We start from the raw sequence: 14,150 nt of genomic DNA, 5'->3' as shown, positions 1-14,150 counted from the left end.
GCCTCAGGGTGCACAGTTGCTTGTCCGCGGCGGCCAGCACCACCTGCCGCCCACCACCCGGCGCCCCCTCCAGCGCGCACACATCCACCGGCAGATGCCCGTACGTCGCCTGGAAAGCGACCACCTGCCGGGTCCGGGCGCGCAGCACCGAGGCTGCCACGGCCTGCCCGTCCGGACACGCCGCCCGCAACGACGCCCACTCGCTCTCGGTACGCCGCAGGGGATCGGCACCCGGGCCGACAGGCCAGGTGGCCAGGACCGCGTCAGTGATCTCGCTACGCCACCAGGCCGACCGCAGCGCCCGCCCGGCCTGCTCCTCAGCCACCCGCCGCACCCGGTCCGGCACATACAACCCCTCCGCAACCACCGCACCCCAGCCCAGCGTGCGCACCGCCATCCACGCGCTCGACGGCAGCCGGGCCCCCGACCGGTCCCTCCCGGAGGCGAGTTGCGCAAGGTCGGGCCGGTTCCAGTGCGCCGAGGTCACCTCGGTACACAGCGCCTCGACCAGGGACGTCAGCCAACCCACCCGCCCCGCCAGCACCCCGGCGCCCAACACCTCGCCGGTCACCGTATCCAGGCCCCGGAACGCGGACGCCGAGGCACACGCGATGCGCTCCGTCTCCCCCTCACCCAGCTGGATCTTCCGCCGCACCGTCCACCTCCCCGCCCTGCTTCGACCTGTTGTCCGATCATCGGACTCACATCCACAACGCATCCCACCCGCAAAGGTCACGCAGCAATCGAAAACAGCCCGAGCAGACCGCAAAGATCACAGCAACACCCAGGCAAACCAGACAAACCGATCCACTGTTGGCAACCCTGCCACACGGTGGCCGCCGGGTCGCGGCCACGATCAGCGCCGTACGCACTCCGTGGCGAAGTCGTCCGCCAGTGCCGCGATCTGTGCGCGGCCCTCGACCCACTCCAGCCAGTCGTGCGGCAGCCCGTGGTCGCCGTGGCGGGCGCCCAGGAGGTTGCCGCAGATGGACCCGGTGGAGTCGCTGTCACCCGAGTGGTTCACAGAGAGGAGGAGGGCGTCGTGGACGCGCGGTGTGGCAAGGGCGCAGTACACCCCGATGGCCAGGGCCTCCTCGGCGATCCAGCCGGCGCCCAGCGTCTCCACCTTCTCGGCGCCGGGGTCACCCTCGGCGGCCAGGTCCAGGGCGCGTCGCAGGGCGGCCGTCGTCTCCTCGTGGCCGGGGTACCGGGCCAGCAGGCGCATCGCGCGCAGCACCGCGCCCTCCAGGGAGTCACCTGCGACCAGATGGACGACGATGGCGGCCAGGGCGCCGGCGGCGTAGTAGCCGGTGGGGTGTCCGTGGGTCATCTGGGCGCAGCGGGCGGCGAGGCCGAAGGCGAAGTCGTCCGACGCCGGGGCGAGCCCGAAGGGCGCCGAGCGCATCACGGCGCCGCACCCCTTGGAGTCGGGGTTGATCCTTCCGGGCGGTCCCAGTTCGAGGAGCGGGTCGGGGACGTGGTCCTCCTGTGCGAGCCCGGAGAGACAGGCGTTGCCGGGGGCGCGGCGGGCGTACAGCCAGGATTGGGCGACGAGACCGCCGGTGGGGCCGGCGTACGTGTTGGACCCGTGGGCGGGTGTGCCGGCAACTCGCGCAACGGCCATCGCGCTCTCCTCCGGTCCCGGCTTCCGTTGCGTTTCCAGCCATCGCTCGTACGCCCACCGCGCCAGCCGGGCCGCGCCGCCGCCGATTCCCTTGAGTCGCTCGCGCCGATGGGCCTGGGCGACGGCTTCGGCGGTGAACAGGGTCATCTGGGTGTCGTCGCTGACGCGCCCCACGACGCCCTCGCCGTCGGGCACCAGGCCCATGACGCCGTTGGGGCCGTGGTCGACGCGGATGCGGTCCAGGGACGCGAACTCGATCGGATAGCCGAGCGCGTCACCGATCGCCCCGCCGAGCAGACAGCCGCGCACGCGTGCCCGGTAGACGGCCTCGGCCTCCCAGGACAGGCGACGGTTCCACAGGTCGTTCACGCACCACTCCCTCGGCTACGGTCCTCGTATGGCCATTGTCGCGTCCGGTCCCGGCACTCCCTCAACCAGCCCTGTCGGCAAGGGCGTCGGTCCCTTGCTGCGCGGCTGGCGGGAGCGGCGTCGGGTCAGCCAGCTGGAGCTCGCGTCGCGAGCCGACTCCTCGGCCCGGCACATCAGCTTCATCGAGACCGGCCGCTCCCGCCCCAGCGAGGAGATGGTGCTGCGCCTGGCCGAACACCTCGACGTCCCCGTGCGGGAACGCAACGCGCTGCTGCTGGCCGCCGGCTACGCACCCCACTACCCGGAGACCCCGCTCGACGACCCGTCGATGGAGGCCCTGCGCCAGGGCGTGGAACGGCTGATCCAGGGCTACGAGCCCTACCCGGCGCTGGTGGTGGACGCCACGTACACCGTGCTCGCCGCCAACCGGGGCATCGCCATGCTCCTGGACGGCATCCCCGAGTCCCTGCTCGCGCCGCCGCTCAACGCGATGCGGCTGACGCTGCACCCGGAGGGTCTGGCGCCGCGGATCCGCAATCACCGCGAGTGGCGCGACCACCTGCTCGCGCAGATGGAGCGCCAGATCGCCCTGCACCGCTGCGAGCCGCTGCGCGCGCTGTACGAGGAGGTGGCGGCGTACCCGGTAGGAGATCCGGATCCGACCGAAGAGGCAGCCAACGAGCCGACCGCCTATTTCGCGCTGCCGATGCGGATCGAGCACGAGGGTCGGATCCTGTCCTTCACGTCGTCCATCTCCACCTTCAACACCCCCATGGATGTGACGGTCGCCGAGCTGGCCATCGAGACGTTCCTGCCCGCGGATCCGGCCACGGCCAAATACTTTCAGTCACTCGTCTCTTGACGGAGCGTCGCTGATCCGTTTGAGTCAATGCTTCCGTCGGACCCACGAGAGTCCGAGGGGGAACATGACACACTGCGCGGGGTTTTCGGCGCGTGGGGAGGGCGTGGCGTGAGTGAGCGGCGGGCTGCGCCCACCGTGGGTCAGGTGGTGCTCGGGCGGCGGTTGCAGGAGTTGCGCGAGGCCACCGGGCTCAAGCGCGAGGAGGCCGCGCGTGTGCTGCGCGTCGCCCCGGCGACCGTGCGGCGGATGGAGATGGCGGAGGTCTCCCTCAAGATCCCGTACCTGCAAGTGCTGCTGACGACGTACGGCGTGGCCGACGACGAGGTCGCCGCCTTCGTGGCGCTGGCCGAGGAGGCGAACCAGCCGGGCTGGTGGCAGCGGTTCCACGACGTGCTGCCGGACTGGTTCAGCATGCACGTCAGCCTGGAGGGAGCCGCCCGGCTGATCCGGTCGTACGAACCGCACTTCGTGCCCGGGCTGTTGCAGACCGAGCAGTACGCGCGTGCCGTGCTGCAGGCCGGGACGGTGGGGCAGACGGGGCCCGAGGCCATCGAGCGGCATGTGACACTGCGCATGACCCGCCAGCAGCTGCTGCTGGGGCGGGAGAATCGGCCCCGTCTCTGGGTGATCATGGACGAGACCGCGCTGCGGCGGCCCGTGAGCATCCACGGCAAGGTCATGCGGGACCAGATCGACCGGCTCCTGGCAGAGATGGAGAGCGACGACATCACGCTCCAGGTCGCCGAGTACGCGAGCGGCCCGCATCCGGGGACCTACACGTCCTTCGCTCTGTTCCGCTTCGCCGAGCCGGAACTGCCCGACATGGTCTACAGCGAGTATCTGACGGGCGCGCTCTATCTCGACTCGCGCCGCGAGGTGGCCATGCACCTGGAGGTCCTGGACCACATGTCGGCCCAGGCAGCCTCCGTCGCGCGCACCAAGGACATCCTCCGCAAGCTCCGCGACCAGTACTGAGCCGCCGGGCCGCGGCTCTGCCCCGTACAGCCCGCGGCCCTGCCCCCGCACGACCCCCGGCCCCTTCACGTGCCGGTCGTGCCGCCTCTCGTCTCCTTGTCGTCGTCGATGATCTCCGCGTCCACCACGCCTTCCTCCTCGGCCGGGGCGTGCTCGGCGGGCGGCTCCTCCCGGGGGGTCTGCTGGGTCTGCGCGTACATCGCCTGGCCCATCTTCTGACTGACGGTGGCAAGCTTCTCGACGCCGGCCCGCAGGGCGGCCGTGTCGGTGGCGGAGTCCTCCAGGAGTCGCTTCAGGTCGGTGATCGCGGACTCGACCTCCGGTTTGGTGTCGGACGGTATGCGTTCGTCGTTGTCGCGGATGAACTTCTCGGTCTGGTAGACGAGTTGCTCGGCCTGGTTTCGGGTCTCCACCGTCTCCCGGCGCTTGCGGTCCTCCTCCGCGTACTGCTCGGCCTCCCGCATCATGCGGTCGATGTCGTCCTTGGGCAGCGCCGAGCCGCCCGTCACCGTCATCTTCTGCTCGCGGCCGGTCCCGAGGTCCTTCGCGGAGACGTGCATGATTCCGTTGGCGTCGATGTCGAAGGCGACCTCGATCTGCGGGACCCCGCGCGGCGCGGGCGGCAGACCGGTGAGGTCGAAGACACCGAGCTTCTTGTTGTACGCGGCGATCTCGCGCTCGCCCTGGTAGACCTGGATGCCCACCGAGGGCTGGTTGTCCGCGGCGGTGGTGAAGATCTCCGAACGCCGTGTCGGGATCGTCGTGTTGCGCTCGATGAGCTTGGTCATGATGCCGCCCTTGGTCTCGATGCCGAGGGACAGCGGGGTGACGTCGAGGAGCAGCACGTCCTTGACGTCGCCGCGGATGACGCCCGCCTGGAGCGCGGCGCCCACGGCCACCACCTCGTCGGGGTTGACGCCCTTGTGCGGGTCCTTGCCGGTGAGCTCCTTGACCAGGTCGGTGACCGCGGGCATCCGGGTCGAGCCGCCGACCAGGATGACGTGGTCGATCACGGCGATCTTCACGCCCGCGTCCTTCACCGCCTGGTGGAAGGGAGTCCGGCAGCGGTCGAGCAGGTCGGCGGTCAGCTCCTGGAACTGAGCTCGCGTCAGTTTCTCCTCCAGGTGCAGCGGGCCTTCGGCGGTGGCGGTGATGTAAGGCAGGTTGATGCTGGTCTCGGAGGAGCTGGACAGCTCGACCTTGGCCTTCTCGGCGCCCTCGCGCAGCCGTTGCAGCGCCATCTTGTCGTGGCCGAGGTCGATGCCGTACGACGCTTTGAAGCGTTGCGCGAGGTGTTCGACGATCCGCTGGTCCCAGTCGTCGCCGCCGAGCCGGGTGTCGCCGTTGGTGGCCTTGACCTCGATGACGCCGTCGCCGATCTCCAGGAGCGAGACGTCGAAGGTGCCGCCGCCCAGGTCGAAGACGAGGACGGTCTGCTCCTCACCGCGGTCGAGCCCGTAGGCGAGGGCGGCGGCCGTCGGCTCGTTGATGATCCGCAGAACCTTCAGGCCCGCGATCTCACCGGCCTCCTTGGTGGCCTGGCGCTGGGCGTCGTCGAAATAGGCGGGCACGGTGATCACGGCGTCCGTGACGTCCTCGCCGAGATAGGCCTCCGCGTCCCGCTTCAGCTTCTGCAGCACCCGCGCCGACAGCTCCTGAGCGCGGTAGCGGGTGCCGTCGACGGAGCCCTGTTCGGGAAACCGCCAGCTCGCGTCGCCCATGTACCGCTTCACCGAGCGCGCGGTGCGCTCCACGTTCGTCACGGTCTGCCGCTTGGCGACCTCGCCGACGAGCACCTCGCCGTTCTTGGCGAAGGCCACCACGGAGGGTGTGGTGCGCGCACCCTCCGCGTTGGCGACGACGGTGGGGTCGCCGCCTTCGAGGACGGCCACCACCGAGTTCGTCGTACCGAGGTCGATCCCGACCGCACGTGCCATGTCCGTCCCCTTCCGCCAGGGCTCTGCCCACTCTCCAGCACAAAACTTGAGTGCCCACTTGTCAATGGGGCGATGCCCCGTGTGGGCCTGGACATGACAGTGCCGCGCCCTCCCGGGGGAGAGCGCGGCACCGGGGTACGGACGCGCGTCAGGCGAGCTTGGCCGACAGGGTGATCGTCGTGCCGGTCAGGGCCTGGCTGACCGGGCAGCCCTTCTTCGCGTCCTCGGCCGCCGCGACGAAGCCGTCGTTGTCGAGGCCCGGCACCGTGCCCTCCACGGTGAGGTGGATGCCGGTGATGCCCTCGCCGGGCTGGAAGGTGACGTCGGCGTTGGTGACGAGCTTGGTGGGCGGGGTGCCGGCTCCCGCGAGGGCGTGCGACAGCGCCATGGAGAAGCAGCTGGAGTGGGCGGCCGCGATCAGCTCCTCGGGGCTGGTCTTGCCGTTCGCGTCCTGGGCCCGCGACGCCCACGTCACCGGCTGCTGGCCGATGCCGGAGGAGTCGAAGGTGACGACGCCGTTGCCCTCGAGCAGGTTGCCTTCCCACACAGTGTGTGCGGTGCGCGTGGTTGCCACGATGAATCCCTTCGATGAGGTCCCGTTTTCGGGGTCCGTGTCCACCATCCGATCACACCTGTGCTCAGTGCACCCGGAAGACCGGTCCGCGGGCGGTGAACGGGAGCCGCGCGCCCTGCGGAATCGGGTACGCGTGCTCGCGCCGCACCCGCAGCACGTCGCACCAGCCGTCCGTGATCACCAACACGGGAGCGACCGGCGGGAAGTCGTCCGCGCGGCAGCAGGTCGATGCCCGGCGGCAGGACCGTACCGCCGCGGCCGCGCACCCGAACCCTCCCCCAAGCTCTCGACTCCGCTCGACCAGGGGCGCCCCCATGGCGATCTCCGTGACCGGCAGACAGCCCGCGTCGTGCGGTGCCGCGTCGCTGAACACGACGCGTGCGGCCGTACATCACGGGCTGCCGAGAACACCGAGCGCCCGTCGCGGATCTGCGGGACGCCGATGAGGTCCTCGGGGGTGAGCTGGGTGCCGAGCAGGCTGACGCACTCCAGGCCGAGCGACTCGGCGAACTCCCGTACCAGCGAGGACTTTCCGATGCCGGGGGCGCCCCAGAGGAAGACCGGCCGCACGGTGGCGAGACCGAGCAGCAGCTCCGGGATGCGGGCGGGAGTGACGGTGACGGCTGCCTGCAACCAGCAAGGGGCTCAGGCGGCGCGCTCGTCCGAGCGCACCGTCAGCGGCACTTGGGGGCCGTCGCACTCGCGCAGCCAGCGCCGCAGCACCTGGTGCACCTGCTCGGCGCCGACCAGCTCGGCTTCGTCCTCGACCGGCGCGGACAACGCCACCGGCGACAGCAGGAAGGGCCGTCCCTGGGCGCCGCCGAGGCCGCCGTGCGAGCCGATCTGCTCCTCGAAGGCGAGGACTTCGCCCTCCTTCGGGTCGTACCAGGAGTTGACCATGATGTCGGCGACGTGCGGGAAGGAGTGCGTCCGTCGTACGGCCGCCGCGGCACCCGGGCCGAAGTCGGCGAGCGGCCCCGGGTGCTCGTCGTCGAGCTCGTCCACCGACGCCTCCGCCCCGTGCGCGCCGAGCACGAGTCCGCCGTGTTCCTCGCTGCGGACGAGCACGAAGCCGACGCCCGGGTGGTTGGCGAGCGTGGACAGCAGGGCGGGGTGGCGCCGGTCGATCTCCTCCCGGCTCATCCGGTGCGGCATGTCGGGGAAGGAGATCAGCCCGAGGTTTCCGGAGGCCAGCACGATGGGCTCGGAGCGGCGCGAGGGGCGGTGCCGCTCGCCGCCCTCCTCGACGGGCCTGCGCAGCGCGGCCCGCACCGCCGCCCGCGCCTCGGCGCCACTGTGTGTGCGCTGCGCCTTGCGCGGTACGGGCAGCCCACAGCCGGCCCGGACCAGATTGCCGAGGCTGAGGCCGTAGCGGGTCAGGAAGGTCTCGCCGGGGCTCTGGCCATGGTCCGACAGTACGACGATCCGGTACGGCCGCGGGGCGTGCTCGGCGACCTTGGCGATCAGCGCGAGCGAACGGTCGAGCCGCTCCAGCACCTTCTCCGCGTCCCGGCCGCGCGGCCCGGAGTGGTGCGCCACCTCGTCGTACGCCACCAGGTCCGCGTAGATCGCGTTGCGCCCGGCCAGCATGTCGCCGATCACCGCGGCGGCGACGACGTCCCGCTCGACGACGGTCGCGAAGGCGCGGACGAAGGGGTACAGCCCGCCGCGGCTGACGCGTGGCCGCCGCTTCTTCAGCCGGGCCCGGACGGACTGGCCGATCTCCCGGAAGACCTCGGCAACGAAGGACATGGCCGTACGGACGGCGTTGGCGGGATCGCAGAAGTACGCGAAGTAGCCCGACCGGGAGCGGTTCTCCCTGCCCCTGCGCGCCGCCATGGACAGCACGAGGGCCAACTGGTCGGCGCCGCCGCTGAAGAGGTTGCCGCGGCTGGCTCCGTCGACGGTGAGCAGTCCCCCGTCGCCGGTGTACTCGATGGCCCGGCGCTGGAGTTCGGCGGCGCTGGAGGGACGGTTGCAGACCATGACCTCGTGGCTGTCCTTCTCGTACCACCGGAAGGCCGGGATGTCGTGGTTGCTGCCGTGCAGGATGCCGAGCTGGCTGGCGCCGGTCTGACTGGACCAGTCGGTGCGCCAGGGGGTGAGCCGGTGCGTGGGGCGTCGGTGGGGGCGGTCACCGCCGAGCCATCCCGCCACAGTCGGCATGAGCCCCTTACCGACAGCTCTTTCGAGGACGTCGTGGCCCACACCGTCGAGCTGGAGGAAGACCGAGCCGGGGGTCGTGGGCCCGGCCTGTCCGGCGTCGCGCCCGCGGCGCCGGTCGGCGAGCCGGTAGAGCCTGCGCCGGTACGCGTCGTCGTCCCGTACGGCGAGGGCGCCACCGGTGGCCGAGGCCACGGCGGACATCACGGCGGCGACGACCACGGCGGTCTCCGGCGCGGCCTCGCCCTGTCCCGAGGGGGTGACGCGCAGCGCGATCAGCAGCAAGGAGCCGTTCAGGAAGAAGACGAGCAGACCGAGCACGAGCGCGGGCACCAGCAGCAGCGCCCGCACCAGCAGCGGCCACACGAGGGACGACAGCAGACCGAAGGCACCCGCGCCGACCGCCGCGGTGACGGCGATCTGCGTGGCGCTGTCCCCGTTGTCGGACTGCAACTGGAAGTCGGGCAGCGCACCGGCGAGGACAAGCATCGTGACCGTGGACACGGCCCACACCGCGATGCTCCGCCACACTCCGCTGAGGACCCGCCGCCAACGCCCTCCACCCACGCCCTGTCCACCTCACGTCCCGGCCCGCCCGGTCCGCGTGGCCTGTTCCCACCCTGTCACAACGTGCGGGAAGGTCCTGATGTCCCCGTCACCGCGGGCGGGCGGATCTCCCCCGGTCACGGTTCAGCGGCCGTCGTACCCCGCGGTCGGCATCGACAGGCGGCGATGGACCCGGGCCTTCATCTGGGCGTCGTACGACGGTTCCGCGCTCCCGACCGTCTCGATCCGTACGCCGCGGCGGGCGCACTCGGCGGTGAACTCGTCGACAGAGGCGAGGGCTCGCTCCAGGACGCGGTGGCTCGGCGCGACGAACAGGTCGACGAGGCCCGCCTCGACATCGGCCCACAGGGTGTGATGGTCGGGGCGCAGACCGCGGACGAGCAGCTCCCGGGTGACGACATAGCCGCGCTCGGCGGCCCAGCGGGCGCACATCGCGTGCTGGCTGCGGGAGTCGACGAGGAAGGGGTCCACGTCGAGTTCCTCCAGGGGCGTCAGGCTCGCGATGGCCGTGACGCGGACTGTGGTGGGCATGGCGGAGGCGCTGCGCGCGTTGGTCATGGCGTCCCCCTCACCTCCGGGTTTCGCCGCCGACCCTACTCCTGCCCGTAGGCTCGGGGGGAGTCGCGCGAAGGAGGCAAAGAAGTGCCGGTGGAGATCACCTGGTGGGGGCACGCCACCTGCACGCTGGCGGACTCCGGCACACGCGTGCTCACCGACCCGCTCTTCGCACGCCGGCTCGCGCATCTGCGGCGCAGGCGCGGGGCGCCGCCCCCACCCGAGGCGGCGGTCGCGGACGCGGCATTGGTCTCGCATCTGCACGCCGACCATCTGCATCTGCCGTCCCTGCAGCGGCTCGCGCCGGGCACGCTGCTGCTGGTGCCCAAGGGTGCGCCGCTCGCGGTGCCCGCACTGCGCAGGCTGGACCATCTGCGGCTCACCGAGGTCGCACCCGGGGACCGGACACAGGTCGGTGACCTGGTGGTACGTGCCGTATCGGCGCGGCACGACGGGCGGCGGCTGCCGGTCGGACCGCACCGCGCACCCGCGCTGGGCTTCGTGATCGAGGGCGAGGCCCGCACGTATTTCGCCGGGGACACCGGTCTGTTCGAGTCGATGGCCGAGGAGGTCGGACCGGTCGACGTGGCGCTGCTGCCGGTCGGCGGATGGGGACCGTTTCTCGGCGAGGGGCACCTGGACGCGGGGCGAGCCGCGCAGGCGCTGGCCCAGCTGATGCCGAGAAGCGCGGTGCCGGTGCACTACGGCACGTACTGGCCGATCGGGATGGACGGCGTGCGCCCCCATGAATTCCATGCGCCGGGCGATGAATTCGTGCGCCTGGCCGCCGAGCATGCGCCCCAGGTGGCGGTGCACCGGCTCGAGCACGGCGAGAGCGTACGGCCGGAGGTCGCGCGGTGACACTGCTGCCCACGTTCTCCGCGCTGTCCGCCACGAGCGCGGCCCCGGTGATATTCGTGTCGGCCACGGGGGCGGCCGTGACGCCGGAGAGCACGCAGCAGGCGATCGGCTATCCGTCGCTGTTTCTGCTGGTGCTGATCGGCGCGCTGGTGCCGGTGGTGCCGACGGGGGCGCTGGTGAGTTCGGCGGCCGTGGTGGCCTTTCACCAGACGGCACCGTTCGCGCTGCTGCTGGTCTTCCTGGTGGCCGCGCTCGCGGCGTTCCTCGGCGACGTCACGCTCTACTGGCTCGGCCGGCGCGGCATGGGTTCCAAGAACGGCTCACGCTGGCTGGAGGCCATCCGTGTGCGCGCTCCCGAGGACCGTCTCGCCCAGGCCCAGCGGAAGTTGAGCGACCACGGCGTCACCGTCCTTGTCCTGTCCCGTCTCGTCCCGGCGGGCCGCATCCCGGTGATGCTCGCCTGCCTGATGGCGAAGATGCCCCTGCGCGCCTTCGCCCGCGGCGACATACCGGCCTGCCTCGCCTGGGCGGCGACCTACCAAGTCATCGGCATCCTCGGCGGCTCCCTCTTCAGCGAACCCTGGGAGGGCGTGGTGGCAGCGGTCGTACTGACCGTGGCGATCAGCGTGGCACCGGGGGTATGGCGCAGGGTTCGCGGAACGGCGCCCGGATAGGAGCGCGGGCTGTGACATTTTGCGGCTCCGCCGCGTGGGCGTGCGCAACCACAGTGGCCCCGCAGCCACCCCACAACCACCATCACCCCAAGACGCGAGAACCCCCCACCGCCAGATCCCACAGATCCCCCCGCACCAACCCCGCCCGCTCCCAAGCCGCCCGCACCCGGGCCAACGGCTCCAACACCGGCTCCGCCGACAACACGAACGTCCCCCAGTGCATCGGCGCCATCCGCCGGGCCCCCAGGTCGACGGCGGCCCGCACAGCCTCCTCCGGATCGCAGTGGACGTCACTCAGCCACCACCGAGGGTCGTAAGCCCCGATGGGAAGCAGCGCAAGGTCGATCCCCGGATAGCGCTCCCCGATGCGTGCGAACCAGTGCCCGTACCCCGTGTCACCCGCGAAGTACAGTCGCCGCCCTTCGGGCGCCGTCAGAACCCAGCCGCCCCACAGCGTGCGGCAGGTGTCGCTGAGGCTTCGTTTGGACCAGTGGTGCGCGGGGACGAAGTCGAAGCGCACGCCGTCGAGTTCGGCCGCCTCCCACCAGTCCAGCTCGGTGACATGGCTGAACCGGCGACGCCGGAACCAGCGCCCGAGCCCGGCCGGCACGAACACCGGTGTGTCGCGCGGGAGTCGGCGCAGCGTCGGCGCGTCCAGGTGGTCGTAGTGGTTGTGGCTGATGACGACCGCGTCGATGCGCGGCAGCGCGCTCCAGGCCACGCCGACCGGGGTGACCCGGACCGGGGTGCCGAGTATCTTGCGGGACCAGACCGGATCGGTGAGGACGGTGAGCCCGCCGATGCCGATCACCCAACTCGCGTGCCCCGCCCAGGAGACGGCGACGGTGTGCGCGTCCACCCGCGGCAGCGGCTCCGGCGCGAAGGGCAGTGCCGGAACGTCCGCGAGCGCCTCGGGCCCCGGCCGCAGCGCCCCCTCGCGGGCGAACCGCGCGAAGGCCCGCAGCCCCGGCAGCGGCGCGGTCAGCCGGTCGGCGAACGACCGCGGCCACACACGACTCTCGCCGAGCGGACGGGGCTCGGCGAGAGGGAGGCGAGGAGAGTGAGGAGAGTGAGGAACGGCGGATGGCGGGTGATGCCCCGCCACCGGTGCCGAGGAGGAGTCCGGATCGTCGCCGTCCTGCGTGCTCGTGCTCGTCGTCGACTGGGACTGCTGCGTCATCGAGGAGGCTCCCATCGCTGAGCGTCGTCGCGGAGATCGTCGAAGGCCGACCCCAGAAGGGTCAACGCGCGTTGCACCTGCGGCAGTTCCAACGGTGTGGGAGACGTGAGGCATTCCCCCCGCTCCTCATCGGTGGCCCCGAGCAGCGGCCCCGTCCCCAGCCGCACCCGAAGCGCCCCGAGGTCGTCCCCGAAGCGGTGGCCGCCCGGCGCGGGCATACCGAGCCGGGCGGTGAGGAAGTCCTCCAGTTCCTGTGCGTCGCCGACGTCGTGCACGGTGAGCGCGGAACGCAACGGGCCGAGATCCACGTACAGATGTCTCCCGGCCTGCGGCGGCCGCGCGAGGGCCCCGGCTCCGACCACCGCGCGGTGCGCCGCGAAGGCCACGCGCGCGTGCAGGCGTACCGCGGCCGTCAGTCGTTCGGTGATCCCGTCGGGCTCGCCGAGCGCGTACCCGGCCGCCGCGGCGACCGGTTCGGCGACCCGGGCGCCCAGCGCGGTGAGTACGTCGAGGACGCGGGCGCGCAGCCCGGCGCCCGCGGCGGTGTCCGGGAAGCGGGCCACCGCGGCGGGCCAGCTCTCCGGCAGGAAGGCACCCGAGAGGTCCGTGACGACGGTGACCTCGTCGGGGAGCATCTCGGCGGGGCTCAGCAGCACGGTGTCGTGCGGCTGATGCAGGGTGTCGCGCCAGGTCTCGTCGCTGACCACGTGCAGCCCCTCACCCACCGCGGCCTCGACGGTCTCATGCACCACCTCGGGCGGCGCGACGGTGGCGGTCGGGTCGTCGGCGACGGAGAGCACGAGCAGGCGTGGGTCGCCGCCTTCGGCACGGACTCTGCGGACGGTCTCCAGGAGGGCGTACGGATCCGGCAGGCCGCCGCACTCCGCGGGCGTCGGGACATGGAACGCGGACCTGCCGAGCAGGCGGACCTGCGGAGCCCACCACGCGGCGCAGGGGCGCGGCACGAGGACGTCGCCGCCGAGAGCGCCGGTCAGCGCGAGAAGCAGTGCGGGGGCGCCGGGGGCGGCGACCACCCGGTCGCGTTCGGCGGCGAGGCCCCGTCGGGTCCAGTAGCCGCAGGCGGCGTCGAGGAGCGCGGGGGCGCCGCCGGAGGGTGCTGCCTCGGCGCGGTCCGCGGCCGCGGCGAGTACGGCCCGCAGCTCCGGCAGCACGGGCAGACCCTGATCGGGAATCGGCGGGCCGTAGCGGACCGGCCCGTGCCCTTCCGGAACCGTCCGCCGCATAGGTGCCTCCGCGCAGTCCGTGGTGCCATGCCCTGTCGCCAGTGCGTTCACTCAGTGGCCCGTGCCGTGCCGTGCCTTCGTCCCTCGTACGGTCCCGGCCGCGCCGCTCACCGGGTCAGTGGTCGGCGGCCGCGCGCTTGTGGAGTACGCGGTGGACGGCCGCGGCCAGCGCGCCCGCGATGAGGACACTGCCGGCGACCAGGGCCGGGACGGACCCGGTGAAGGCGGCGCCCTCACCGGCGCGCACCCCGTACTGGACACCGACGGGACGCTCCTCCGTGCCCGGACGCTCCTCCGTTCCAGGACGCTCCTCCGTTCCAGGACGCTCCTCCGTTCCAGGACGCTCCTCCGTGTCCGCTCGCTCCCCTGTTCCCGATGCCTCCCCCGTGCCCGGACGCTCCACCGTCCCCGCTCCCTCCTCCGTGCCCAGTCCCTCCTCCGTGTCGGGGCGCTCCTCCGTGTCCGCTCCCTCCCCTGTTTCCGATGCCTCCCCCGTGCCCGGACGCTCCACCGTCCCCGCTCCCTCCTCCGTGCCCAGTCCCTCCTCCGTGTCGGGGCGCTCCTC

11 protein-coding genes and 4 pseudogenes are annotated in these 14,150 nt (G+C 72.0%); 4 read left to right on the top strand and 11 right to left on the bottom strand.

What is annotated here, in order from left to right:
- Together AB0D57_RS42010 and AB0D57_RS42005 are read right to left on the bottom strand one after the other, a co-directional pair.
- Positions 1 to 655 (bottom strand): annotated as a pseudogene (locus AB0D57_RS42010) (transposase); the annotation flags it as partial.
- Positions 656 to 856: 201 nt separating this feature from the next.
- On the bottom strand, positions 857 to 1,993 hold the full coding sequence (locus AB0D57_RS42005) for an ADP-ribosylglycohydrolase family protein (protein ID WP_362086505.1): 1,137 nt from the start codon (positions 1,991 to 1,993) through the stop codon (positions 857 to 859).
- 28 nt (positions 1,994 to 2,021) lie between these two features.
- Here AB0D57_RS42005 and AB0D57_RS42000 point away from each other — a divergent pair, with 28 nt between their 5' ends.
- Together AB0D57_RS42000 and AB0D57_RS41995 are read left to right on the top strand one after the other, a co-directional pair.
- Positions 2,022 to 2,855 carry a helix-turn-helix transcriptional regulator gene (locus tag AB0D57_RS42000; protein WP_362086502.1) on the top strand — a complete coding sequence of 278 codons (834 nt, stop codon included), beginning with the start codon at positions 2,022 to 2,024 and terminating at the stop codon, positions 2,853 to 2,855.
- Between the two features lie 108 nt (positions 2,856 to 2,963).
- Positions 2,964 to 3,830 carry a helix-turn-helix transcriptional regulator gene (locus tag AB0D57_RS41995; RefSeq protein WP_362086499.1) on the top strand — a complete coding sequence of 289 codons (867 nt, stop codon included), beginning with the start codon at positions 2,964 to 2,966 and terminating at the stop codon, positions 3,828 to 3,830.
- A 65-nt stretch (positions 3,831 to 3,895) separates the two neighbouring features.
- On the opposite strand, the gene dnaK is transcribed toward AB0D57_RS41995, so the two are convergent.
- The 6 genes and pseudogenes from dnaK to AB0D57_RS41965 all read right to left on the bottom strand — a co-directional run bounded on the left by dnaK (position 3,896) and on the right by AB0D57_RS41965 (position 9,629).
- Positions 3,896 to 5,767: a molecular chaperone DnaK gene (dnaK, locus tag AB0D57_RS41990; RefSeq protein ID WP_362086495.1), complete on the bottom strand. Its 1,872-nt coding sequence runs from the start codon at positions 5,765 to 5,767 to the stop codon at positions 3,896 to 3,898.
- Positions 5,768 to 5,915: 148 nt separating this feature from the next.
- On the bottom strand, positions 5,916 to 6,341 hold the full coding sequence (locus AB0D57_RS41985) for an OsmC family protein (protein WP_362086492.1): 426 nt from the start codon (positions 6,339 to 6,341) through the stop codon (positions 5,916 to 5,918).
- 64 nt (positions 6,342 to 6,405) lie between these two features.
- Positions 6,406 to 6,726, bottom strand: a pseudogene (locus AB0D57_RS41980) (hypothetical protein); the annotation flags it as partial.
- Positions 6,727 to 6,746: 20 nt separating this feature from the next.
- A pseudogene (locus AB0D57_RS41975) lies at positions 6,747 to 6,974 on the bottom strand (AAA family ATPase); the annotation flags it as partial.
- A 12-nt stretch (positions 6,975 to 6,986) separates the two neighbouring features.
- The gene (locus AB0D57_RS41970; RefSeq protein WP_362086489.1) at positions 6,987 to 9,071 is read right to left on the bottom strand and encodes a phage holin family protein; all 2,085 of its coding nucleotides are present in this window, start codon (positions 9,069 to 9,071) and stop codon (positions 6,987 to 6,989) included.
- A gap of 123 nt (positions 9,072 to 9,194) precedes the next feature.
- Positions 9,195 to 9,629 carry a hypothetical protein gene (locus tag AB0D57_RS41965; protein WP_362086486.1) on the bottom strand — a complete coding sequence of 145 codons (435 nt, stop codon included), beginning with the start codon at positions 9,627 to 9,629 and terminating at the stop codon, positions 9,195 to 9,197.
- 84 nt (positions 9,630 to 9,713) lie between these two features.
- Here AB0D57_RS41965 and AB0D57_RS41960 point away from each other — a divergent pair, with 84 nt between their 5' ends.
- Together AB0D57_RS41960 and AB0D57_RS41955 are read left to right on the top strand one after the other, a co-directional pair.
- Positions 9,714 to 10,487, top strand: coding sequence for an MBL fold metallo-hydrolase (locus AB0D57_RS41960; protein WP_362086483.1), 774 nt, complete (start codon positions 9,714 to 9,716; stop codon positions 10,485 to 10,487).
- A gap of 47 nt (positions 10,488 to 10,534) precedes the next feature.
- Complete coding sequence (locus tag AB0D57_RS41955; protein WP_362086508.1) at positions 10,535 to 11,161, top strand: VTT domain-containing protein; 627 nt, start codon at positions 10,535 to 10,537, stop codon at positions 11,159 to 11,161.
- An 82-nt stretch (positions 11,162 to 11,243) separates the two neighbouring features.
- Here AB0D57_RS41955 and AB0D57_RS41950 read toward each other — a convergent pair whose 3' ends face one another.
- The 3 genes and pseudogenes from AB0D57_RS41950 to AB0D57_RS41940 form a co-directional block, all read right to left on the bottom strand.
- A complete protein-coding gene (locus AB0D57_RS41950; RefSeq protein WP_362086480.1) occupies positions 11,244 to 12,341 on the bottom strand; it encodes an MBL fold metallo-hydrolase in 1,098 nt (365 codons plus the stop codon).
- A complete protein-coding gene (locus AB0D57_RS41945; protein ID WP_362086477.1) occupies positions 12,338 to 13,585 on the bottom strand; it encodes an aminotransferase class I/II-fold pyridoxal phosphate-dependent enzyme in 1,248 nt (415 codons plus the stop codon). The genes AB0D57_RS41950 and AB0D57_RS41945 overlap by 4 nt, the downstream gene beginning before the upstream one ends.
- A 115-nt stretch (positions 13,586 to 13,700) precedes the next feature.
- Positions 13,701 to 14,150 (bottom strand): annotated as a pseudogene (locus AB0D57_RS41940) (hypothetical protein); the annotation flags it as partial.

Source organism: Streptomyces sp. NPDC048275, from assembly GCF_040652275.1.
Lineage (GTDB): Bacteria > Actinomycetota > Actinomycetes > Streptomycetales > Streptomycetaceae > Streptomyces.
This window is presented reverse-complemented; position numbering and strand designations above follow the sequence as displayed.

Coding starts and splice junctions, on each gene's coding strand:
- AB0D57_RS41945 (WP_362086477.1), bottom strand. CDS start 13,585: ATGCGGCGGACGGTTCCGGAAGGGCACGGGCCGGTCCGCTACGGCCCG.
- AB0D57_RS41965 (WP_362086486.1), bottom strand. CDS start 9,629: ATGACCAACGCGCGCAGCGCCTCCGCCATGCCCACCACAGTCCGCGTC.
- AB0D57_RS41950 (WP_362086480.1), bottom strand. CDS start 12,341: ATGACGCAGCAGTCCCAGTCGACGACGAGCACGAGCACGCAGGACGGC.
- AB0D57_RS42000 (WP_362086502.1), top strand. CDS start 2,022: ATGGCCATTGTCGCGTCCGGTCCCGGCACTCCCTCAACCAGCCCTGTC.
- dnaK (WP_362086495.1), bottom strand. CDS start 5,767: ATGGCACGTGCGGTCGGGATCGACCTCGGTACGACGAACTCGGTGGTG.